Here is a 22,988-nt window from a genome sequence, read left to right on the forward strand (position 1 = left end):
AGTAAGCATCCGCTGAACGCCATCGCCAAGTTTTAACGGGGTTCAGGTTTCCAGCGGTGAGGTAGTAATTCTTCTATTTGGGGCACTTTATGTGTTGGCAACCTTTTCAGCACATCACTTAAATAGGCATACGGATCCAAGCCATTCAGCTTTGCTGACTGGATTAAAGTCATGATATTGGCAGCTCGTTGACCACTGCGCAGCGAACCTGCAAATAGCCAGTTCTTACGCCCCAAGGCCCAGGGACGCATTTGGTTCTCTATCCAATTATTGTCAATGGGTAGATTGCCATCATCCAGATAGCGGCTTAAAGCAGTCCAACGTTTTAGGCTGTAATTGATCGCCCGGGCGGTTGGAGAACTCGATGGCACCGTCAGCTGATGTTGGTTGAGCCATTCATATAGTTGTTGCATGACCGGTTGACTATGCTGTTGTCGGTATTCGCAGCGGTCTTCCGCTGTACCATCCGTCTTTTTTCTTAATTCTGCTTCTATCGCATATAATTTCTGAATCAGCACTAATGCCTGTTCAGCGACCTGACTTTTCTTGGTCACATGTAGTTCATGGAATTTACGACGTGCATGTGCCATGCAGCCCACCTCAATGACCTGACCTGATCTAAAGCGTGCTTTATAACCACTGTAATCATCACAGACCAAATGACCCTGCCAGCCTTTCAGGAAGTCTTCAGCATGCTGGCCAGAACGGCTATCTTGAAAGTCATAGATCACTGCCTGAACTGGATTGTACTGTGTGCTGGCATAGGCCCAGACATAACCTTTTTTGGGCTTTTTCTCATTTTCACCCATCTGCATGACCGTCACCGGTGTTTCATCTGCATGGATCACCTGCTGTTGCAGTACCACCTGTTTTAAGGCATTGGCCAGAGGTTCCAGTTCCACCCCACAGCGGCCAATCCAGTCAGATAACGTTGATCTAGACAGATCAACACCTGCGCGTAGAAAGATTTGACGTTGACGGTACAAAGGCAAATGATCGGCATACTTTGACACCAGCACATGGCTAAGCAATTCAGGTGAAGCAATGCCTTTATCAATCACATAGGCTGGCATCGCTTGCTGAGTCAGAGTGTCACACTGATCACAGACCCATTTACCACGCACATGCTGTTCCTTATAGAACTGTGCCGGTCTGAAATTCAGTTTTTCACTGACATCTTCACCGATACGACGCAAGGTACAGCCACAACTGCATTGTGTTGATTCAGGTTCATGCTCAATACGGAGGGTGTGTAGATGATCTGGCAACAGCCGACGTTTAGGTTTGTTGACTGGGGCTTTCTGTGCAGCTGCATTGGTTTTATCTGCATTCAGTCGTTCCAGTTCCAGATCAACCGCTGCAATATCTTCTTCAACCGCTTCATCCCAGAGATGGATTTGTTTTGCGGTTAGATGTTCGTTTTTACTGCCGAATTTATGCTGTTTAAATAGTGCAAGCTCATGCTCGTATTTTTGATTGAGAATAGAAAGATGTTGAACTTTAGAATCTAATTGCTGATTGGTGACTTCAAGATGTTGAACTCTGGCATCTAATTGCTGATTTGATTGTTCCAGTTGTTGTTTAGATTGTGCCAGAGACTGATGCTGCATCGCCAACTGTCTGGTAAATTCCAGCAGTTGTTCATGGGTCAGTTGGCTTAAATCAGGCAGCGTATTCATGACCGCAGTATGCCTGAGGTCATGATGCAGAGGAAATAGAACGTTTGGAGAATAGCAGAATGGATGAGCCTGGTTTAGAGCATTGTTACCACTTGCTGCAGTCCGATTCTTTGCCAGGGCAAACCCTGGATCAGTGCCTGTAACTGCTCCGGGCTGATCGCCATACTTTCACCCTGGTGAACTTTAGCCCAGTGGAATTTCCCCTGTTCCAGCCGCCGGGCACACAGCCAGATACCCAGTCCATCATGCACCAGCACTTTCATACGATGGCCACGCTTATTACAGAACAGGTAAGCGCAATGCGGTTTGATGTAGCCAAAGGCTCTCAGCACCTGAGCCATGGCTGTATCCATCCCTGCACGCATGTCCATCGGCTGGGTAGACAACCAGATCTCATCAATACGAATCATTGAGTCAAACCCTGGATCAGCAACAGTAATTCAGTTACTGACTCCACCGGCCAGTCGATCTCGATCATCTGATCCCTTGCGGAACTTGGTGCCTCATGTAATGGAATCCTGATATGAGCGACAGCTTTCTTCTCTGGCACAGGTGGTAGAGGTGCTTCTTGTTTGACTGGAGTCGGGTGAAGAATGACCGGAAGAAAGTCAGTCTGTGGAATGGATGGGGTTTTTAATGCAGGGGGCATTGATCTGGACTGACGAATCCATTTATGTAGCAGATTGGCATTGATCTGATGTTGCATTGCTACCTTGGCCACTGATGTATCTGGCTGCTGGCATTGCTGAATAAGTTGATGTTTAAATTCAGCTGTGAAGGTTCGACGGGGCTTTTTTAGCGTTGGTGCACTGTCTATAACTGTCTTTAAATCCATAAATAGGTGTCCACTTAAATTTAAGTGGACACTATCGCGGTATTAATGAGTTAGAAAAAGTGGGGTTCAGCGGACGCTTACTATTAATACACTAATAATTAAGCAATACAGAAATGTTAGGTATAAAAAACCACGCCATCAGGCGTGGTTTTTTTACATATACTGAGTGACTTACTTCATCCATTCCTGCACCTTCTCCCCATACCATTCCATAATCATTACTCGTTCATCCCAATACTGTGCTCGGTTATAAGCAGCATGAATGTTGTTTTTGTCGCACAGGTGCAAGCTTACTAATCAATCCATAGTCTTATGCATCAACCGATCTAAATAGTCAGACCATGATTGCATCATCACCGTACGTTCTTCTAAATATTTTGTACGGTTGTATGCTCTTCCATGCATATCACGAACCTGATGAGCCAGTTGCTGTTCAATCCGCTCAATTGGAAATTTTAGAACCTCATCCAAGAGTGTTCTCGCAGTCGCTCTAAAGCCATGACCTGTCGTCTCACCATTTTCAAAACCATATTGTTTCAATCGTTTGTTAATCGTCGATTCGCTAATCGTTTTGGACTGATCCCGCATCGATACAAAGCAATACTCCGTATAACCTGTTATTTGGTGTAATTCTTTAAACAAGGTGATAACCTGATCTGACAGAGGAACAATATGCTGTAATGCGGTCTGATTCTTCGTTTTAGGAGGAGTGTATTTCCAAACCCGATTTTCAAAATCAATGTCTGCCCACTTGGCTCCTCTCAATTCTCCTGGGCGTACAAAAACATGGGGTAAAATTTTTACAGCATAATCTATCGCAATGTCACCACGGCCAACACTATTATTAATGTTACTCAATAACCGTCCTAGCTTCTGCTCATCTGTGATCGCAGATCTATGCTTGGTTTTACCAACTTTTAAGATTCCACTAATTTGGTCTGCCACATTAAATTGACATAACCCTAAAGCAATCGCATAACGAAAGACTTGAGATGCTTTGCTTCTCATGCGCTTTGCTGAATCTGTCTTACCCTGTCTTTCGTAAATACGACAAACTTCTAAAATTTGCGATGGTGTAATACTGTCTATTGGATAATCCCCAATTGCAGCATACAACTTACCCCAAACAAATTGATTCCTTCGTTGAGTACTAGGCTCTAACTCCTCTGTCTTTCTATATTCATCCGCGATTAAAGCGAAAGTATTTTTGCCTGATTTAGCTTCTTCTTCATTTTTCTTCACAACCGCTGGATCTATATTTTGGGCGAGTAATTCTCGACATTCAGTTCTTTTTGCTCGTGCATTTAGCAACGATACCTCTGGGTATATCCCAAAAGAAATGCTATTACGTTTTTTAGTGATTGGGCGAGCATAGTCCCACCTCCAATAGGAGTTACCATTTTTATCAATGATAAAAAATAGTCCTTTACCATCGGCTAGTTTAATTTGAACCTTGGTTGATAACTTTTTATGTGAATTTACAGCTGAACGAATCTGTGTATCTGTCAGATTTACAATTATTTTTGGCATTTTTACGGTAAGCCTTTGCAATAATTTTGAAATTACCGCAAAAATTACCGCAAAAAACTTAAATAACCTAAAACATGCTCGGACAATATCGGATAAGAGAAATACATAAGTTGTTTATTTTTAATGATTTTCGTATTTGATAGGATAAGATGAAACAAAGAAATGGTGCGCTCAGCGGGACTCGAACCCACGCCACAGGCTTCGGAGACCTGTACTCTATCCAGTTGAGCTATGAGCGCTTATATGAGGAGTGCGCACATCATAACAAAAAATCGCATAAGGTAAACAACTATATATAAGCTAGTGATTTTAGTGACTACGCTTTGAACAATCTTCTCACACCTTTATAAAAGAATTCCCACTCAATCACTTGGCTTATTTATACAGATCACTCACAATATCTCAATTTTTCACCATTTGAGATCTCCATGACTGATGCATTGACCTTAAGGGATTTGTCAAAGACCTATCGCAATGGCTTTCAAGCATTAAAAGGTATTAATCTGGATGTACCAGAGGGTGAGTTTTATGCCCTGCTCGGCCCGAATGGTGCAGGTAAATCTACAACCATCGGCATCATTAGTTCTTTAACAAGAAAAACTTCTGGGACTGTTGAAATTTTTGGTCATAACCTTGATACCCACCCTTCTGAAGCGAAACAGTGTTTAGGTGTAGTACCACAAGAATTCAACTTCTCCCAGTTCGAGAAAACGTTCGACATCCTTGTTACGCAGGCGGGTTATTACGGTATTCCAAAGAAAATTGCTCAAGAACGTGCCGAAGAATATTTAAACAAACTGGGTTTGTGGGAAAAACGCGCTACACAGGCACGGATGCTTTCAGGCGGGATGAAACGTCGTCTGATGATCGCCCGTGCTATGATGCATGAACCAAAACTGTTAATTCTGGATGAACCAACGGCGGGTGTCGATATCGAGCTGCGTCGCTCGATGTGGGACTTTCTAAATGAGATGAACAATAAAGGTACATCAATCATTCTGACCACTCACTACTTAGAAGAAGCAGAGATGCTGTGTCGCCGGATTGCAATCATTGACCGTGGTGTCATTAAAGAAGACACCACCATGAAGAACTTCCTCAATCAGCTAAATGAAGAATCCTTTATCTTCGATCTGGCCGAACCAATCGAACCTCTCCAGCTCGATATTATTGGTGTGAAGTTTAATCTGGTCGACCCAATGACATTGGAAGTCACTTTAGATAAAGCACATAGTATGAATGAGTTGTTCCAGTTACTCGAAGCACAGAACATCCAAGTACGTAGTATGCGTAACAAATCCAATCGTCTTGAAGAATTGTTTGTGAAAATGGTTGAGAAAAACCTCAATGGAGCTGCGCAATGAATTTAAATCAGCTTGGCGTTGCCCTCTATACCATCATTTATAAAGAAATCCGCCGCTTTATGCGGATCTGGCCACAAACCCTACTTCCACCTGCCATTACCATGACTTTATATTTCGTGATTTTTGGCAATCTGGTGGGTTCACGGATTGGAGAAATGGGCGGCTTTAGCTATATGCAGTTCATTGTGCCCGGTTTGATCATGATGGCGGTCATTACCAACAGTTATGCCAACGTATCTTCCAGCTTCTTTAGCTCTAAATTTCAAAAGAGCATTGAAGAACTGATTATGAGTCCGGTACCGCTACATGCAATCCTGTGGGGCTATGTTCTAGGTGGCGTGGCACGTGGTATTTTGGTGGCAATTATTGTGACCAGCATGAGTCTATTTTTTACTGACTTATATATTACTAACTGGTTCGTAACTATATATACAGTACTCGTTACTTCGCTACTGTTTTCATTGGGTGGCTTTATTAATGCGGTATATGCCAAATCCTTTGATGACATCTCGATTATCCCCACTTTTGTGCTGACTCCCCTGACTTATTTAGGTGGTGTATTCTATGCCATCAGTGTTTTAAGCCCTTTTTGGCAAAATCTCTCTTTAATTAACCCGATCGTCTATATGGTGAATGCATTCCGTTTCGGCATTTTAGGTCATAGCGATGTCAATGTTTCCATTTCATTGGCTGTGATTACCTTCTGGTGTGCTGTGTTATACGGTATTGCTTACTATTTATTGTCTCGTGGTTCAGGAATGCGTGAATAATGAGTGTAGAACATTCTCTTCTTGGTAAAGAAACCAACTATCCAACAGAATATCAACCGGAGATTCTGTACCCAATCTCACGTGCGCCTGCGCGTGAGAAATATGCTCATATTGAAGCAATTCAACAAGGTACGGACTGGTGGCATATTTTTGAAATATCCTGGTTAAATGCTGCCGGTGTACCACAGGTCGCAATTGGTCGAATGACTTTACCCGCATCTTCTCCAAACTTGATCGAATCCAAGTCTCTTAAGCTGTATTTCAATAGCCTGAATTTTGCCAAGTTTGAGTCTAAATCAGCTTTTATTGCGACAGTCGAACAGGATTTATCTAAAGCCGCTGAAGCGGACGTAAAGCTAGATCTATTCCATGTAGATGAACTGGACATTTCCAAGCCTGAAGGAATCTGCCTGGATGAACTGATCCCAGAACGTCTGGAAAATCATCCTGATGCGACGTTATTGGCTCTAGATAATGAAAGTGATGAAAATGTCGAAGTTCAGCTATATTCACATTTATTAAGAAGTAACTGTCCAGTCACTGGACAACCAGACTGGGGTACAGTATTTATACGCTATCAAGGTAAAAAACCTTGTTATAAGAGCATATTGGCTTATATTATTTCGTATCGTCAGCACAACGGTTTCCATGAACAATGTGTGGAACAGATATTTGCCGATATCTGGCAAAATCTAAAACCGGAAAAGCTGATGGTATATGCGACCTATACACGCCGTGGTGGATTGGATATCAACCCTTGCCGTGTATCGGACTCCACATGGATGCCTCGCCCTATTCGTTTAGCGCGACAATAAGAAACATTGAGGTTTAACGATGCCTTTTTTTGGATTTATTCCTTCAGCAGAACTTTTAAATACAATTCAGACTGCACAGAAAAATAAAAATTCCAGCGAACCGCTGTATCCACTTCGTGACAAAACGGCATTAATGATCAATGATGAGATCATTGATGCTATTTTGACTGAACTTGTACGCAAGTTTCCAGCAAGTGATAAGCGTGATACTGCGGAAAAACTGGCAGGATATATCAAGTCCACAGTAGCAGTCTTGCTCAAGCAGTTATTGGGCAAAGCTCCCAATGATGTGGTACGTGAATCCATTGCCTTTTCTGAACGCAGTCTGTTTAAGGATCCTGAAGGCAACATCCGTATCGGTGAATCTCTGGATGCCAATCTGGTCACTAACCTTAAGTACCAGTTTGCTGAAGTAAAAGCAGGCAATGAAATCGATAAACAGACCTTGAGCAATCTCTATAAAGAGTTTGGTGAGGCGACTGTGCGTCATTTCATGGTGGATTTTAACAAAACCCTGGATCTGGGCATGATTAAACGTAAAGCGGCGGATATCGGTGCTTCTGCAGTGATCAAGGCAATCAACATTGCTGCGGATAAAATCATCCTGAAATTAAACAAGGATGAACTAAAGGCAATGGCGGAATACCACGATACTTTGTTCTATTCCTAATGTAAGTTGATCAAAAAAGCCTGACTGATGTCGGGCTTTTTTATTACCAATGAAATAGCTTGTTACAGTAAATGCATCTTCACAAGAAAAATGCGTTAAAAATAGCCATACTTTGTCTCTTTTTGTCAAAGCGGTTGGATGTCATTATCCAGTCAATGTTATCTTTAATAGTCCTGAGCAATTGTGTTCTGTTTACAAGATTTTATCGATTTTTTGCCTCTTTTTTCGGGCATAAATAGAAGTGCAGGATGCCCCCTATTGCCAACTCATTCATGAAATTGGAAATCACTGTCAGATGTTAAAACCACATTTTTATAAAAAACTTAAACGACTTTCTCTGGTATTCGCTGTACTAAGTTTTAGTAGTTTTAGCCAAGCCAATGATTTCCAAACGCATCCATCTTATTCCGCTTTTAAAATCAAAACCATGCAACAGTATGGTTTAAGTAATGAACAGATTGACTGGGCCATGAATGGTACACGCAATTTGCCGAATGTGCTGAGCATCATGAGCCGTCCTGGTGAAAGCAAACCGTGGTATAGCTATAAAACCAATTTTCTGGCTGAAAGTACTATTCAGCGTGGTGTGCGTTTTAAACAGCAATATGCCGATACCCTGAATCGTGCTGAACAGCAGTTTGGTGTACCACAGGCGATTATTCTGGGGATTCTGGGAGTAGAAACCGGTTTTGGTAGCAACAAAGGTTCTTTTATCACCCGTGATGCATTAGCCACTCTTGGATTTAATGGTGATCGCCGCAATGAATACTTTCAGGATGAGCTTTCTGCTCTGATTGCCTGGTCATATAAAGATGGGGTGCCAACCAACTCTGTAGTGGGTTCTTATGCCGGTGCGATCGGTTATCCTCAGTTTATGCCAAGCAATATTCCCAAGTTTGGTGTCGACTATGATGGCAATGGTCATATTGATCTTCGTAACTCTGCTGTGGACGCTATTGGTTCAATTGCCAATTATCTGGCTCAGCATGGCTGGCAACGCAACCAGCCAATTGCTTTCCCTGCACGTTATGCTGGTTCAAATCCGGATGCAATAATTGCCAAAGACCTGACCCAGCCAACACCCTATGGTGTATTAAAAACTCAAGGAATTAGTCCTATGAATCCGATCGTAAAAATCGACGATCTGGATTTGGTCAATGTCATTCAATTGCAAGAAAATTATGGACCGATTTACTACATTACTTATCCAAATTTTCAGGTGATTACCACCTATAATCGCAGCCGAATGTACGCCACTGCTTTGTGGTTGTTAGGTACAGAAATCGTGAGTCGATAAGGCTCTTATTTACCGCAAGACACAAAAGTCAACAAATATTTATGATAAATAGTTCAAATTCTGGACTTTTTTCATACCTTGTTACAATTATGGTTATTTTTTAACCAGTTATTGTTTATTTTACGTTCTTTTCAAGACTATTTTAATTAAAGACTAGACAGGCTATTACCGGCATGAATATTATCCATTTCGTCAAATGTAGTTGCATAAGTTAAATATCAGGCTCGTTTACTTGGTTTTTCAGCACTTTAGATTAACCTTTTGAACCCGCTGCTAGGAGTTGATTCGATGCATTCTTCAATCAAATACTTAATGGCCATTGCCACGACCGTCACACTGACGCAGTCGCAGGCAGAATTGGTTCAGTCATCATCATTAAATAATGATAATGACCGTTCGCGTGTTGCCACACGTGTTCTGAATCGTGAAGCTCAAAGCTTCAATTCAAACTTTACAAATTTAAACAGCCTTTCAATCACTGAGCGTTCTGGCGATAAAGTTCGCCGTGAAACGATTGCAGCTAAAATTGAAATCCCTGAAGATGAGCCTTCAGTGATTGAAAAACTGAACACTGTTGCTTCCAACACAGTTCGTAAATTCAGCCAGACTGGTACAGCATCTTGGTATGGTCGTCAGTTCCACGGCCGTAAAACGGCTAGCGGCGAAACTTTCGACATGAACGGAATGACTGCAGCTCACCGCAGCCTCCCATTGAATTGTTACATTCGTGTGACTAACAAGAACAATGGTAAGAGTGTGGTAGTGAAAGTAAATGACCGTGGTCCATTCCATGGCAACCGTGTACTTGATTTATCTTATGGTGCAGCCAAGCAAATTGGCATCACCAATGCGGGTACTGCCAAAGTTAGTATTGAGCGTGTACAAGGGCCAAACTCTTAAGATTTAGCTTATTAACGCATTTGACCAAAAGCCACAGATAATGTGGCTTTTTTTATGGAATGATTTGCTGTGCTTAAATTAGAACTTATTTCAGGTGTACTGTTACTGCTCTTATCCGCCCTGCTCGTCTATTGGTCTTTTTCCAGTAAGCTGACTTCCTGACGAGTGCGTTTTGACCACCACCCTGTTCTGCTTTATATTTTAAGAAATAGAAGCAGCAGGAGTGGAAAATGAAAACTGTAACGGAATGGTTTGATGAATACAGCGACAGTCATCAGAACAAGACTAACAAGCTGATCCACTGGGTCTGTGTGCCCACTATCTATTTTTCTATTATCGGTATTCTTGCTCACTTCAGTGCATTACTCACTGCATTACTGGTTGTCTTGGCGATGATCTTTTATACGCGCCTTGATATTGTATTGGCGGTTGCTATGGCAGCACTGACTTTAGTTATGGCCTGGTTGATCTGGATCCTGCCAGTCGGCGTCGGTTTTTATATCGGGCTATTTGTTTTTGCCTGGGTTGGCCAGTTTCATGGCCATAAAGTGGAAGGGAAAAAGCCTTCTTTCTTTAAAGACCTCCAATTCCTTCTTATTGGCCCGATTTGGTGCATGGATGCCTATCTAGGCAAAGTAATTCCTTTTTGGAAAAGTCGCCAAATAAGCGAAATGAAGCGCATTTAGCGCTATTTTCCATTTTCCTTCATGGGAAGGACCTTATTGATAGGTTCTTCCTTGATGTTTTAACCAGCCATTAACATGTTTTCGGCTTGGATCATGATGCGTCCAATGAATGACCCCACCTTTTTCGCTATATTCATATTCACCAAAAAATTCGACCACGTCGCCTTTTTGAATATTTGAAATACGCGGTGCCAGATCAATATTATGAGCGATCAGCACGGTATGGGTATGGCCATTGTTCAGTTCTAAAATAAACTTCTGATGACGAGACCCTTCATTATCATCTTTTAATATCGCAATCACCTCGCCTGCACCTTGAACCTGAATATCACTTTGTCTTTGCTGATAAGCCTGTTGTATAGGTGCAGTACCCGTATCTACCGTATTAATATTTGCACGATCAGGCTGCTGTTTATATTGTTCAGTAGCTTCCTGTACAGGTGTGAAAGTATTGGTCAGTTGCTTGGACTCAGATAGATCAAGCCCTAAATAAGCAGCAACCAATAGTGCGATGACTGCCCCAATCCCTATATTTGCTTTATTTGCCATCATTCTCCCCTGATCAGTAATGACTTAATCATAAAAAAAGCCCCATTAAATGGGGCTTTTTCTAACTTTTACCTAAAGGTAAAAATTATTGAGCAGCAGCAGCTTGAGCAGCAGCAACTTCATCAGCAAAGCTCATTTCAGCTTTCTTCTCGATGCCTTCACCCACTTCGAAGCGAGTAAATTGAGCAACTGTAGTACCAGTTGCTTTAAGGATTTCAGCAACTTTTTTGTCGTTGTCGATAACGTATTGTTGACGCTCAAGAACAACTTCGTTCAGGTATTTCTCAACAGAACCTACAACCATCTTCTCAACGATGTTTGCTGGTTTGCCAGATTCAAGTGCTTTCGCTTCAGCGATTTCTTTTTCTTTCGCGATTAGCTCAGCTGGAACTTGTTCAGCAGAAACTGCAACCGGGTTGAACGCAGCAACGTGCATTGCAATACCTTTACCAGTCGCGTCGTCACCTGTATAAGACACAACAACACCGATCTTAAGACCGTGTTTGTAAACTGCAAGGTTTTCGCCTTCAACAATTTTCGCACGACGTACTTGGATGTTTTCACCGATTTTTTGAACAAGCGCGATACGAGCTTCTTCAACAGTAGCGCCATCTTCAAGTTTAAGTTCAGCGATTTTAGCAACATCAGTTTCGTTAGCAGCAAGAGCAGCAGCAGCAACTTTAGCAGAGAAACCAGCAAAGTTTTCGTCTTTAGCAACGAAGTCAGTTTGACAGTTTACTTCTAAAAGAATTGCTTTGTTGCCTTCCTGAGCGATCGTGATCGCGCCGTCAGCAGCAATGTTACCAGCTTTTTTAGCTGCTTTTGCTTGACCAGATTTACGCAGGTTATCGATCGCAAGTTCGATGTCACCACCAGCTTCTGTCAAAGCTTTTTTACATTCCATCATTGCAAGACCTGTACGATCACGCAATTCTTTAACCATGCTTGCTGTAACTGCAGTCATGTTTATCTCCTAAATTCGGTAGAAAATGAATTCTTTATAGAACAGAAACGGCCCAGAGGATTCTCATGGGCCGCCTGCATACACGACGCTTACTTTGCCACCATCACGTGTCGCAAAAATGACAAGCTAGCGTCTAACGCATTAAGCCTCAGAAGCTGGAGCTTCTTCTGCTTTAGCTTGTGCATTTGCTTGTGATTGAGCATATTCTTTACCAGCAAGAATCGCGTCAGCCATAGCAGAAGCATAAAGAGTAACTGCACGGATCGCATCGTCGTTACCCGGAATAACGTAATCTACGTTGTCTGGGTTAGAGTTTGTATCAACGATACCGATTACAGGAATACCAAGGTTTTTAGCTTCTTTGATTGCAATTGCTTCGTGATCAACGTCGATTACGAATAGTGCGTCAGGTAAACCACCCATGTTTTTAACGCCGCCAAGACCGCGTTCAAGTTTTTCCATCTCACGAGTACGCTCAAGAGCTTCACGTTTAGTCAGCTTAGCGAAAGTACCGTCTTGAGATTGAGTTTGAAGGTCTTTTAGACGGTTGATTGACTGACGAAGAGTTTTCCAGTTAGTCAACATACCACCTAACCAACGGTGATCAACGTATGGTTGACCAGCGCGTTGAGCTTGCTCACGGATGATTGCAGAAGCTGCACGTTTAGTACCAACGAACAAAACTTTGTTCTTTTTGCTAGCCAATTGGTTAGCAAAGTTCAAAGCATCATTTAACGCAGGAACAGTGTGCTCAAGGTTGATGATGTGAATTTTGTTACGCGCGCCAAAGATGTATTGACGCATTTTTGGGTTCCAGAAACGAGTTTGGTGACCAAAGTGCGCGCCAGCTTGTAGAAGGTCGCGCATGCTTACGTTGTAATCTGCCATTTTCTTTACCTTAAAGATTTGGGTTAGGCCTCCATATATCCGCATTCTCCACCCTTGCGGGCACCCAGAGTAATGTGACGATATATGTGCGGATTTTTAATACACCATTCATCAAGCTACGCAAATATATTCACGAAAAATCATTTGATAAAATGGGCGGCTATTTATACCATAGTCGCACACAAATTTCCAAAAGTTTTTAGAGATCATGAACACTACTTATCAAGCTCCCCGTCGTTTAATTAAATCCGCTGAAGATATCGAAAAGATGCGTGTAGCTGGACGACTGGCGGCAGAAGTTTTGGATATGATCAAACCGCATATCAAACCAGGTGTATCAACGCTTGAATTGGATACGATTTGTCATGACTATATTGTAAATGTACAGAATGCGATTCCAGCATGTCTGGGCTATGGCGCAGCGCCAGGCCGTCCTGCTTTCCAGCATACCATCTGTACATCAGTCAACCATGTGGTCTGTCACGGTATTCCCTCTGAAGGCAAGATCTTGAAAAAAGGCGATATTCTTAATATTGACGTGACTGTCATCAAAGATGGTTTTCATGGCGATACCAACATGATGTACATCGTGGGGGGTGAAACTTCTATTCTGGCGAACCGCCTATGTAAAGTCGCTCAAGAAGCGATGTATCGTGGGATCGCAGTAGTTAAGCCAGGTGCAACCATGGGTGATATCGGTCATGCGATCCAAAAATATGTGGAATCTGAACGTTTTAGCGTAGTACGTGAATACTGCGGTCATGGCATCGGTACCACTTTCCATGACGAACCGCAGGTGCTGCATTATGGCCAGCCAAATACCGGTATGATCTTAGAAGAAGGTATGACATTTACGATTGAACCAATGGTCAATGCAGGTGTTTGGCAAACCAAATTGCTGGGTGACAAATGGACGGTTGTGACCAAGGATCACAAATTATCTGCGCAATATGAGCATACTCTTTTAGTAACAAAACATGGCGTAGAAGTCCTGACTGCCCGCCCTGAAGAAGATTTGTCACGTTTTACGGCATAATCCTTACAGGAAGCGCACAAAAAAGGTTACCCTCAGGTAGCCTTTTTTATTTTATATTTCACATATTTTATAGATTTCAAGTTTAGCCTGGAAGCCTTCAGTTACTGCGCCTTAACATCGAAGTTCAAGATAAACTTCGGCTATCAAAACACTTTTTCCGTAAAGTTTTATAAATTCTTTTGCCTAATGTGCACCAATATAGGCTAAGATATTGTGCTTTTTATTTTTTAATCCCTATAAGAAGGAATACCGCCGTGGACGTACGTCTCTCTGATCGTGTAAATGCCATCAAACCGTCCCCAACGCTTGCTGTGACTAACAAAGCTGCTGAACTTAAAGCTGCTGGTCATAACGTAATTGGCTTGGGTGCAGGTGAACCAGATTTTGATACACCACAACATATCAAAGATGCAGCAATTGCAGCGATTAACAACGGTTTCACCAAATACACCGCTGTAGACGGTACGCCAGGTCTTAAAAAAGCCATTATTGCTAAATTCAAACGCGACAATAACCTAGACTATGCAGCAAACCAGATTCTGGTTTCTTGTGGTGGTAAGCAATCATTCTTTAACTTGGCCCTTGCTTTGTTAAACAAAGGTGATGAAGTCATCATCCCTGCACCATTCTGGGTAAGCTACCCGGATATGGTGATCATCGCTGAAGGTGTTCCTGTTATTGTGAAATGTGGTGAAGAACAACGTTTCAAAATCACCCCTGAACAATTAGAAGCTGCAATCACTGACAAAACACGTCTAGTGGTATTGAACAGCCCGTCTAACCCTACAGGTATGATCTACACTAAAGCTGAGCTTGAAGCGCTGGCTGACGTACTGCGTAAATACCCAGAAGTATTTATCGCATCTGATGATATGTACGAACCAATCCGTTGGGATGACGAGTTCTACAACATCGCAACAGTTGCACCAGACCTTTATGACCGTACTATCGTATTAAACGGTGTATCTAAAGCCTATGCAATGACTGGCTGGCGTATCGGCTACGCAGCGGGCCCTGCTAAACTTATTGGTGCAATGAAGAAAATCCAGTCTCAATCAACTTCTAACCCGACTTCAATTTCGCAAGTTGCTGCTGAAGCTGCATTGAATGGTCCTCAAGACGTACTTGAGCCAATGATTGAAGCATTCAAACGTCGTCATGACCTGGTTGTAAAAGGCTTAAATGATATCAATGGTATTTCTTGCCTACCTGCGGACGGTGCATTCTATGCATATGCAAACATCAAACCATTGATTCGTGCCAAAGGTCTTAAATCTTGCACAGAATTCTCTGCTTGGTTACTGGAAGAAACTGGTGTTGCAGTCGTTCCAGGTGATGCATTTGGTCTAGGCGGCTTCATGCGTATCTCTTACGCAACTGCTGACGAAGTATTGGTTGATGCACTTGCTCGTATCAAGAAAGCTGCTGATTCAATCGAAGGCGTAGATGCTGCGATTGCTTCTATCGAAGCTGAAAAAGCTGCTAAATAATTTAGAGACTTTCTCAAGTTTTTAAATAAGAAACCCGCATTTATCGCGGGTTTTTTTATTTGTTCTCTTTAAATTTAACCTTAAATTTTGCACTTTCAAAACTAAAATTATGAGCGATCCGAATTAAACATCTCGATGACTTCAGCTTCAGTCATTTTTTGGGTTTGATTATTAAATAAATAGAAGGCTGGCTGATGATCCACATAAATCTCCAGATTAAAATCCAGATCATCAGGTAATTCCTCCAATGTAAAAACATTGATATTGGCAAATGAGTGATCTTTGGTTCGCCAAAAATAAAAGTACCACAAACACTACAAAAGCCGCGCTCCGCCCATTCTGAAGAGTTAAAAACAGATAAATACTGCTGATCGACAAAATGAATATCTTCGATATCAATAGCCATTAATGGCCCACTGGTCTGGCGGCGACACATCGAGCAATGACAGGCAGCAACTTCATGATTCCTGAGTTGTACTTCAAACTGAGTTGCACCACATAAACATCTTGCTTTCATCAGTATTCCTCATTGAACTTATTTTTTATATTTATTTTTAAGCCAAGGTATAAACCCTGCATACTCCAATCATACAATTTTTAATTGATGCCTGAGCCTCCATCCATCTAGAATTTAAAGATCATTCCAAAATCTAAAATAACAAGAGCAAGCAATGGATATCAAGAATCTATCAGGTTTACAGATTATGCAAGAAATGTGTAATGGCAACCTGCCGATGCCTTCTATGGCAACAACCATTCCCATGAAACCTACTTTAATTGAAAGTGGTCAGGTCACGTTTGAGGTGCAGGCAGATCAACACCATTTAAATCCTTTAGGCGGTGTACACGGGGGCTTTGCTGCAACAGTACTGGACACCGTAACAGGCTGTGCAATTCATACCGTTTTAGAAGCAGGCGCAGGATATGGCACGATTGATCTCAATATTAAAATGTGTCGCCCCATTCCCCAAAACAGACCATTGACGGCTATTGGTCAACTCATTAATACCAGCAAAAATCTTGCAATCTCAGAAGGAAAAATTATCGATGAAGATGGCAAGCTTTATGCTCATGCAACAGCCACCTGTATGATTTTTCGTTAAAAACTTCTAGTTTAAGAAAGGCTTAAAGCATACCCCACTTCGCATGCGGTGCTTGAACAGCTTTTGGTTGAGTCAAAGCCTGATACTCAAAATAATGTCTAGAGACATTCGCTAGACTTAATTCTTGAGTCTGTGCAGTAGATGTCTGCCAAACTTTAGACTGATTTGAACCCGTGATGAAATTGCCCGAAATAGCATAAATAAACAGATCTTTTGGCTGTATTTCAGGCGCATTCAGGAATACTTCAAAGCTAAATTGGCGTTCCTTCTCAACCAGCCATTTTTCTGCAAACCACAATTGTAACAAGTCACCCAAATACAACTGTTTTGCAGCTAAGGGCCATAAACGGATTTCAGCGCCATGAACAGGAGTAAAATATTGGGTAAAATCTTGAATAATATCAAGGTAGTTTTCTTGATAGAAAGACAGTTGGGCGAAAATTTGAGGGATAGTGAGCGTATTCATTCGCTTTCTCCGGTTTAGCCATTTTTGTGCTGGCAAGTAGGTTTAAATCCACACTGTTTGACCATCTGGTCAAACGACTTTATATTTTCAATTTAGCAATTCGCTTATGCGCTGACAAGCTTTTTTTGAATTTTAAATTTGATTGTCTAAATTAAAATCAGACAAACTATATTTGCAATAAATATAGAAGTTTTTGCTTGACCCCTGTCAAAATCCCTCTATAATCGCATTCAGATTCTCCCATAGCTCAGTCGGTAGAGCGACGGACTGTTAATCCGCAGGTCCCTGGTTCGAGCCCAGGTGGGAGAGCCAAATTCAAGAAAGCCCAAGCATTTTAGACTTGGGCTTTTTTTATTGCTTTAAGCTTTATTCACATAAAAACTTTTCATCTCCCCCTTCTCTTTCCTCCATGAAATTAGAATGATCGTGATTGATAACCATACTTTCATCAGATATGAAGGATTTTATTTTTAACTCGTACATTTTTTTAACAATTAATATTTAATATTTAATATATCCCTAAGTAGAGTTGCCTTTAAATCCACACAGTAATAGTAGACATTTAAAATTGCTTAGGCTATTTTTTAAACTTAAAAGACACTGAGCTATACTTTCGATAGATATAAAAAATCCCCCATTTTGGAGGATTTTTTTTAAGGATGCTTTAAGCAGCTTTTACTGGTACACCACTATGGAAGCGGAACATCTCATCTGGACTGAGAATCAGATTCTTTTCTACTTCACGAATATGTTCAATACGCGCCTGAATATCTTCTTTTGGATTTTTCAGTTTTGCTGTTTTCGCTACATCCATAGCGAGTGCTAGATAGTCCTCAAAATGGCGAGATTCGGATTTGAGCAGGTAACGGTAATAACGCCCAAGTTCTTCATCCACATACGGTGCCAGTGCATAGAATCGCTCACAAGAGCGAGCTTCTACAAAAGCACCAATGACTAACACATCAATCAGCGCTTCCGGCTCATAAGTGCGGATCTCTTTGCGCAAGCCACCGGCATAGCGTCCTGCACTGAGACCAGTCCACTGCTGACCACGCTTGTTCATGAATTCCAACACCTGTTCATAGTGCAGCATTTCTTCGCGTACCAGCTGTGCCAGCTTTACCTGTAAGTCTACGAAAAAGCTATAACGAAACATCAGGTTCATTGCAGTACTGGCAGCTTTCTTCTCACAGTTGGCATGATCCTGCATCAGGATCTCCAGATTCTGTAAGGCTTCATCCAACCAGGCTTTAGGAGTTTCACAACCCAGAAAACCAATGACTGGTTTCATGAGTTCATCATAATCAATATTCGACATAACTTTTCAATCTTAACGTGCAGCTTTAATTGCAGCCTTCATTTGTTGTACAGCTTGTGCCAGACCAACAAAAACTGCATCTGCAATAATCGAGTGGCCAATGTTTAATTCATGAATTTGTGGAATCGCAGCGATTGGAGTGACATTATCCAGATTCAGACCATGACCTGCATTCACCACCAGACCTTTAGAAGCAGCATATTCTGCCCCTTTGATAATGCGCTCTAGTTCGGCCTTTTGTGCTTCAGGTGTTTCAGCATCCGCATAAGCACCGGTATGGATTTCAATCGTTGGTGCACCACACGCGACCGCAGCATCAATCTGGGCAAAGTCAGCATCAATAAATAGCGACACATCACAGCCAATCGTAGTTAGCTCTTGAGTAGCCTTCTTTACATCTTCAAAATGGCCAACCACATCCAGACCGCCTTCAGTAGTGACTTCCTGACGTTTTTCAGGCACAAAACAGACATGATGTGGCTGAATTTCTTTAGCAAAAGCCACCATTTCATCAGTTACTGCCATTTCCAGATTCATATGCGTGGTCAATACCGGACGCATACGACGTACATCATCATCCTGGATATGACGACGGTCTTCACGTAAATGCAGGGTAATGCCCTCTGCACCCGCCTGTTCGCAGATCAATGCAGCATTGACTGGGTCTGGGTACGTCGTACCACGTGCTTGTCTTAAAGTTGCGACATGGTCAATATTGACACCAAGTAATGCAGCCATAATATTTTCCTAACTACGATTGAGATTGAGAATTTTGGATCCACAATTGTCGACTTTTCAGTGGTCGGTCACCAAGTAAAGCGGTAATCACCTGTCGATAAAGCTTCGTCAATAATTGTAACTGTTCTGGATTAAAATCCCTACCGTTTTCATAGCTCAACATAGTTAAAATCTGCTGTCCCGACATGGTTGAACGTGAGGCTTTGGCAGAGGGCATGAAACCATCATTGAGCTGAAAATAGTAATGCTGTTGAGGAGCGATAACTACCTGATTCGCATCGACTGAAAAGTCCAGACCATAGCCGAGTTCTTCCAGCAAAACATGCTCAAACTGGCGCAAGATCTGCTTGAGATAGGTATTCGGATCAGTTTGTGTAGAAAGCTGCTGTAAAGCCACTAAAGTTTCGCCATATTTAGCATAAGTCTGTGGCATTTCTACTTCGAGTGGGCAAAGTCGCAGCAGAATCTCGTTCAGATAAAATCCTGAAAAGAATGCATCCCCAAAAAAGAAAATAGGCTGATTGACGATTTCGAGTTTAGTAAAATTTTTGAGTTCAGATTTACCTGATGCTTGCAAGCTGATTGGTTGATATTGCGGGGGTGGCGTCTGTCTTAAAATCCCATCGATACGGCCATATTCCTGAGTAAATAAATGCACAATATGGCTGCGATCACGATATTTTCGGTGATGAATCAGATATCCATGCAGCACTTCATTACGCATAGGCTGCTTCTTTAATCTTTATTCTTTTTTGAATTTTTCTCATCTTCTTCGTCATCCCCATCCGGAATGGCGGCGCCCACAACAGCCGCAGTACCTTTGACTGCGACTTTTGTAGTTTTATAAGCAACTTTCACTGGAACGGTCACAACTTTATGAATACAACCCTGCAAGAATAAAACACATGCAGTAATTGTCAGCAATTTCATCATGATCCGTTCCTGCAAAATTAAATATCGCTATAACCTAAGCTTTTTAACGCTCGTTCATCATCAGACCAGCCACCTTTGACTTTCACCCAAAGTGTCAGCATGATTTTCTGTTCGAACATTTTTTCCATATCGACACGTGCATCCATGCCAATTTTTTTCAACTTAGAACCTTTTTCACCAATCACAATGGCTTTCTGGCCAGGACGATCAACAAAAATCGTCGCATCAATATAGGTACATGCCGGTTTCATGCGACCGGTTTTCTCATTCAGGGTCGGCTCTTCCGTTTTAAAGGATTCGATCTGAACAGTTAAGTCGTATGGCAGCTCTTCGCCCAACTGACGCATGATCTTTTCACGGATAATTTCAGATGCCAGGAAGCGCTCTGAACGGTCAGTCAGCTGATCCAGTGAATATAACGGTGGCTGGAACGGTAGATAATTCGCAATCGTTGTACGCAGATGCTCAAGGTTAGCACCACGCAACGCAGAAACCGGTACGATTTCAGCAAAGTTCATCAGCTTGGCACGTTCTTGAATCAAAGGTAATGCATGGTTTTTATTTTCTAGTGTATCAATCTTATTGATCACCAGAATGACCGGCATATCCGCATTTTTCAGCTTTTCCAAAACCAGGTCGTCGTTTGGCGTCCACTTATCTGCATCAACAACAAATAAAACCAGGTTTACATCACGCAATGCAGAATGCGCAGCGCGGTTCATCATTTTATTGATGGCACGTACTTCTTTCTTGTGCATCCCTGGAGTATCCACAAATACTGCCTGAGATTTCTCACGTGAATCAATGCCCACAATTTTGTGACGTGTGGTTTGTGGCTTACGTGAAGTAATCGAAAGTTTCTGTCCCAAAATATGGTTCATCAAGGTTGATTTACCCACGTTTGGACGACCAACAATCGCAACAAAACCACTGCGGTAATCCGAAGGGATTTCAGTGCCTTGTTCGCTAAAAAATTGACTAATTAAGTCATTGCTGTCGCTTTGCGACTCGTGATCAGCATCGATGTGATCGGAATGAGTAGTCATTAAGACTTATGCTCCAATAGTTTTAAAATTTCTGCTGCAACTGCTTGTTCAGCAAAACGGCGACTTGAACCCTCGCCGATCAGGATAGGTAAGTCCTCAATCCGGCACTCCACTTTGAAATGCTGGTTTGGGGCATCACCTTGAATATCTACAACCTCGTAAACTGGGAGAGGTTTCTTACGTGCTTGTAAATACTCTTGTAAGCGAGATTTAGGGTCTTTAAGCTGATCGGTCGGCTCAATATGGTCTAAATACGGTTCATACCATTTTAACACAATCGGCTCTAACACGGTGAGATCACCGCAATCGACATAGATCGCACCAATAATGGCTTCTACCGTATCTGCCAGTATAGACTCACGATGATGACCGCCAGATTTCAATTCACCGGTACTGAGAATTAAATTCTGGCTCAGCTTTAAATCATTGGCGATTTTTCCTAATGCTTCCTGACGAACCAGAGTCGCACGCATACGCGTTAAACGACCTTCATTTTCGTGTGGATAAGCAGTGAAGAGATAATTGGCAATGATCATCCCTAAAAGCGAATCGCCCAGAAATTCCAGGCGCTCGTAGTTGTGTTTATGACTGACTGAACGATGGGTCAATGCCAGTTTCAGCAAATCAGCCTGTTTAAACTGATAGCCGATCCGCTTGGCAAGACGTTCATCATTTAGCTTTGACTGTGCTTTGATCAAACTCTTTCTCAAACTTCATCACTAAATCGATATTCATTAGAAAATTCTTGCGAACTTCATAATTCTTTCTTACGACCATCGCTTGCGCATTGTCGAGAATAACATTCTGCTTAATGTCAAAATCGCGAATATTATTCATCTCTAAACGCTTAGACAGTTCCGAATTAAATTTCTCCGGCGTGATATTTGCAGGAGCTGTTTTTAGTAGCTCCTCAATCTGGCTATCTACCAGGCGATCATCGAAATACGGCCCCCATACCGCAATTGCGATTTTTGCCAGAAAAGCAAACCCCATAATTGCAAACAATATTGCAATATACGATGCACCTTGTTGATGTCTCATTTTTATTTTCCCAATTGAAGCAATAAATTAGTCAATTGTTCCGTTTCGGCTAAACGAAGGTAATTTAAAACCTGGCTCTTTATGCATCCAGATATAGAATGCGCGACCGGTTAAATTTTCTTCCGGAACAAATCCCCAGAAGCGACTATCAGCACTCTGATCACGATTATCCCCCATCGCAAAGTACTGACCTTCTGGAACTTTTACTTCCCAATATAAACCATTTTCACCTGAATATTTACCATTTTCCACAAAGTTGATAAATGGTGCCTGACGCGCCACATTTACCCCTTCAAGCTCACGCATGGTAAAGGTATGCTTACCTAAAGTCTCTTTGTGATAAATTGATTCAGGCGTATCTAAACGGTCTTTTTCACGGCTAAATTCAACAGGAACTTTAGTGACTTTTTCACCATTAATAATCAATTGACCATGATCATAGACAATATGATCACCCGGTAAACCTACAATACGTTTGATATAGCTAATACCAGGTTGTGGTGGATAACGGAATACCGCCACTTCACCACGTTCTGGACTTCCAGTATCAATAATTTTGCTATTGATGATGGGCAGACGCACACCATAATCGAATTTATTGACCAGAATGAAGTCACCTGTTTCCAGGGTGGGCACCATGGAATCAGATGGAATATTAAAAGGCTCATATAAGAATGAACGCAGAACCAGCACAACGGTCAGCACTGGCCAGAAGTCATAAGCCCAGGTAATGATAAAATTTTCATTGCCCTTGCCTTTGGTCTGTCGCTGTTTCAGAACAAACTTATCAAGCAGCCATATTGCAATAAAAAACAGCGTGGCAGGAACAAGAATTAAATTAAAATCAAAATCCATGGGCTTATATCCTTA

The 22,988-nt window shown here is 41.9% G+C and carries 26 protein-coding genes, 2 tRNA genes and 1 pseudogene; 11 read left to right on the plus strand and 18 right to left on the minus strand.

Annotated features, from left to right (window positions below):
- Positions 1 to 32: 32 nt before the first annotated feature.
- The 5 genes from ACTJIX_RS13220 to ACTJIX_RS13240 form a co-directional block, all read right to left on the minus strand.
- Positions 33 to 1,679: an IS66-like element ISAba17 family transposase gene (locus tag ACTJIX_RS13220; protein ID WP_001094416.1), complete on the minus strand. Its 1,647-nt coding sequence runs from the start codon at positions 1,677 to 1,679 to the stop codon at positions 33 to 35.
- Positions 1,680 to 1,753: 74 nt separating this feature from the next.
- Positions 1,754 to 2,089 (minus strand): IS66 family insertion sequence element accessory protein TnpB, encoded by a 336-nt coding sequence (tnpB, locus tag ACTJIX_RS13225; RefSeq protein ID WP_000618090.1) that lies wholly within the window; start codon positions 2,087 to 2,089, stop codon positions 1,754 to 1,756.
- On the minus strand, positions 2,086 to 2,514 hold the full coding sequence (tnpA, locus tag ACTJIX_RS13230; RefSeq protein WP_000364662.1) for an IS66-like element accessory protein TnpA: 429 nt from the start codon (positions 2,512 to 2,514) through the stop codon (positions 2,086 to 2,088). The genes tnpB and tnpA overlap by 4 nt, the downstream gene beginning before the upstream one ends.
- Positions 2,515 to 2,811: 297 nt before the next feature.
- Complete coding sequence (locus ACTJIX_RS13235; protein WP_034675482.1) at positions 2,812 to 4,044, minus strand: tyrosine-type recombinase/integrase; 1,233 nt, start codon at positions 4,042 to 4,044, stop codon at positions 2,812 to 2,814.
- A 163-nt stretch (positions 4,045 to 4,207) separates the two neighbouring features.
- Positions 4,208 to 4,283, minus strand: a tRNA-Arg gene (locus ACTJIX_RS13240).
- Between the two features lie 189 nt (positions 4,284 to 4,472).
- Here ACTJIX_RS13240 and ACTJIX_RS13245 point away from each other — a divergent pair.
- From ACTJIX_RS13245 to ACTJIX_RS13275, 7 genes are all read left to right on the plus strand, one after another.
- Positions 4,473 to 5,408, plus strand: a complete 936-nt coding sequence (locus ACTJIX_RS13245; protein WP_005222733.1) for an ABC transporter ATP-binding protein — start codon at positions 4,473 to 4,475, stop codon at positions 5,406 to 5,408.
- Positions 5,405 to 6,178 carry an ABC transporter permease gene (locus ACTJIX_RS13250; protein WP_004815236.1) on the plus strand — a complete coding sequence of 258 codons (774 nt, stop codon included), beginning with the start codon at positions 5,405 to 5,407 and terminating at the stop codon, positions 6,176 to 6,178. The genes ACTJIX_RS13245 and ACTJIX_RS13250 overlap by 4 nt, the downstream gene beginning before the upstream one ends.
- On the plus strand, positions 6,178 to 6,993 hold the full coding sequence (gene queF / locus ACTJIX_RS13255) for an NADPH-dependent 7-cyano-7-deazaguanine reductase QueF (protein WP_005222735.1): 816 nt from the start codon (positions 6,178 to 6,180) through the stop codon (positions 6,991 to 6,993). The genes ACTJIX_RS13250 and queF overlap by 1 nt, the downstream gene beginning before the upstream one ends.
- Positions 6,994 to 7,012: 19 nt before the next feature.
- Entirely contained in the window at positions 7,013 to 7,663 is a 651-nt protein-coding gene (locus tag ACTJIX_RS13260) for a hypothetical protein (RefSeq protein ID WP_005222737.1), read from the plus strand.
- 295 nt (positions 7,664 to 7,958) lie between these two features.
- A complete protein-coding gene (gene mltB / locus ACTJIX_RS13265) occupies positions 7,959 to 8,960 on the plus strand; it encodes a lytic murein transglycosylase B (protein WP_005222739.1) in 1,002 nt (333 codons plus the stop codon).
- 288 nt (positions 8,961 to 9,248) lie between these two features.
- Positions 9,249 to 9,860, plus strand: a complete 612-nt coding sequence (locus tag ACTJIX_RS13270) for a septal ring lytic transglycosylase RlpA family protein (RefSeq protein WP_004815231.1) — start codon at positions 9,249 to 9,251, stop codon at positions 9,858 to 9,860.
- A gap of 230 nt (positions 9,861 to 10,090) precedes the next feature.
- Positions 10,091 to 10,546 (plus strand): Mpo1 family 2-hydroxy fatty acid dioxygenase, encoded by a 456-nt coding sequence (locus tag ACTJIX_RS13275; protein WP_262467069.1) that lies wholly within the window; start codon positions 10,091 to 10,093, stop codon positions 10,544 to 10,546.
- Positions 10,547 to 10,579: 33 nt separating this feature from the next.
- Here the strand turns inward: ACTJIX_RS13275 and ACTJIX_RS13280 are convergent, their stop codons facing one another.
- The 3 genes from ACTJIX_RS13280 to rpsB form a co-directional block, all read right to left on the minus strand.
- Positions 10,580 to 11,095, minus strand: coding sequence for a DUF3465 domain-containing protein (locus ACTJIX_RS13280; RefSeq protein WP_034434069.1), 516 nt, complete (start codon positions 11,093 to 11,095; stop codon positions 10,580 to 10,582).
- Positions 11,096 to 11,180: 85 nt separating this feature from the next.
- A complete protein-coding gene (gene tsf / locus ACTJIX_RS13285; RefSeq protein WP_004815225.1) occupies positions 11,181 to 12,059 on the minus strand; it encodes a translation elongation factor Ts in 879 nt (292 codons plus the stop codon).
- Positions 12,060 to 12,200: 141 nt separating this feature from the next.
- Entirely contained in the window at positions 12,201 to 12,947 is a 747-nt protein-coding gene (gene rpsB / locus ACTJIX_RS13290) for a 30S ribosomal protein S2 (RefSeq protein WP_004892292.1), read from the minus strand.
- 208 nt (positions 12,948 to 13,155) lie between these two features.
- Between rpsB and map the strand changes: the two genes are divergently transcribed.
- Both map and ACTJIX_RS13300 read left to right on the plus strand, forming a co-directional pair.
- Positions 13,156 to 13,983, plus strand: coding sequence for a type I methionyl aminopeptidase (gene map, locus ACTJIX_RS13295; RefSeq protein WP_004892289.1), 828 nt, complete (start codon positions 13,156 to 13,158; stop codon positions 13,981 to 13,983).
- Positions 13,984 to 14,237: 254 nt separating this feature from the next.
- Positions 14,238 to 15,473, plus strand: a complete 1,236-nt coding sequence (locus tag ACTJIX_RS13300; RefSeq protein ID WP_305176553.1) for a pyridoxal phosphate-dependent aminotransferase — start codon at positions 14,238 to 14,240, stop codon at positions 15,471 to 15,473.
- A gap of 107 nt (positions 15,474 to 15,580) precedes the next feature.
- Here ACTJIX_RS13300 and ACTJIX_RS13305 read toward each other — a convergent pair.
- Positions 15,581 to 15,990 (minus strand): annotated as a pseudogene (locus ACTJIX_RS13305) (GFA family protein).
- 154 nt (positions 15,991 to 16,144) lie between these two features.
- Between ACTJIX_RS13305 and ACTJIX_RS13310 the strand changes: the two are divergent.
- Positions 16,145 to 16,576 (plus strand): PaaI family thioesterase, encoded by a 432-nt coding sequence (locus tag ACTJIX_RS13310; RefSeq protein ID WP_004815217.1) that lies wholly within the window; start codon positions 16,145 to 16,147, stop codon positions 16,574 to 16,576.
- A gap of 22 nt (positions 16,577 to 16,598) precedes the next feature.
- Here ACTJIX_RS13310 and ACTJIX_RS13315 read toward each other — a convergent pair whose 3' ends face one another.
- A complete protein-coding gene (locus ACTJIX_RS13315; RefSeq protein WP_048882471.1) occupies positions 16,599 to 17,042 on the minus strand; it encodes a hypothetical protein in 444 nt (147 codons plus the stop codon).
- A 236-nt stretch (positions 17,043 to 17,278) separates the two neighbouring features.
- Between ACTJIX_RS13315 and ACTJIX_RS13320 the strand changes: the two genes are divergently transcribed.
- Positions 17,279 to 17,354, plus strand: a tRNA-Asn gene (locus tag ACTJIX_RS13320).
- A 352-nt stretch (positions 17,355 to 17,706) separates the two neighbouring features.
- Here the strand turns inward: ACTJIX_RS13320 and ACTJIX_RS13325 are convergent.
- The 8 genes from ACTJIX_RS13325 to lepB are packed head-to-tail and all read right to left on the minus strand — an operon-like array spanning position 17,707 to position 22,973.
- Positions 17,707 to 18,360: a tRNA-(ms[2]io[6]A)-hydroxylase gene (locus tag ACTJIX_RS13325; RefSeq protein ID WP_253169871.1), complete on the minus strand. Its 654-nt coding sequence runs from the start codon at positions 18,358 to 18,360 to the stop codon at positions 17,707 to 17,709.
- A 12-nt stretch (positions 18,361 to 18,372) separates the two neighbouring features.
- Complete coding sequence (gene pdxJ, locus ACTJIX_RS13330) at positions 18,373 to 19,098, minus strand: pyridoxine 5'-phosphate synthase (RefSeq protein ID WP_076753835.1); 726 nt, start codon at positions 19,096 to 19,098, stop codon at positions 18,373 to 18,375.
- A 13-nt stretch (positions 19,099 to 19,111) separates the two neighbouring features.
- Positions 19,112 to 19,822, minus strand: a complete 711-nt coding sequence (gene recO / locus ACTJIX_RS13335; protein ID WP_262478232.1) for a DNA repair protein RecO — start codon at positions 19,820 to 19,822, stop codon at positions 19,112 to 19,114.
- 11 nt (positions 19,823 to 19,833) lie between these two features.
- Entirely contained in the window at positions 19,834 to 20,031 is a 198-nt protein-coding gene (locus ACTJIX_RS13340) for an NF038104 family lipoprotein (protein ID WP_005222759.1), read from the minus strand.
- A 17-nt stretch (positions 20,032 to 20,048) separates the two neighbouring features.
- Positions 20,049 to 21,077: a GTPase Era gene (gene era / locus ACTJIX_RS13345; RefSeq protein ID WP_004815199.1), complete on the minus strand. Its 1,029-nt coding sequence runs from the start codon at positions 21,075 to 21,077 to the stop codon at positions 20,049 to 20,051.
- The gene (gene rnc, locus ACTJIX_RS13350) at positions 21,077 to 21,775 is read right to left on the minus strand and encodes a ribonuclease III (protein WP_004815197.1); all 699 of its coding nucleotides are present in this window, start codon (positions 21,773 to 21,775) and stop codon (positions 21,077 to 21,079) included. Before rnc ends, era begins: the two co-directional genes overlap by 1 nt.
- The gene (locus ACTJIX_RS13355; protein WP_004815195.1) at positions 21,747 to 22,118 is read right to left on the minus strand and encodes a DUF4845 domain-containing protein; all 372 of its coding nucleotides are present in this window, start codon (positions 22,116 to 22,118) and stop codon (positions 21,747 to 21,749) included. The genes rnc and ACTJIX_RS13355 overlap by 29 nt, the downstream gene beginning before the upstream one ends.
- Before the next feature lie 27 nt (positions 22,119 to 22,145).
- Positions 22,146 to 22,973 (minus strand): signal peptidase I, encoded by an 828-nt coding sequence (lepB, locus tag ACTJIX_RS13360; protein WP_008307639.1) that lies wholly within the window; start codon positions 22,971 to 22,973, stop codon positions 22,146 to 22,148.
- Positions 22,974 to 22,988: the final 15 nt, after the last annotated feature.

Origin of the sequence: Acinetobacter sp. 22323, assembly GCF_052044895.1 — a bacterium.
Taxonomy (GTDB): domain Bacteria; phylum Pseudomonadota; class Gammaproteobacteria; order Pseudomonadales; family Moraxellaceae; genus Acinetobacter; species Acinetobacter schindleri.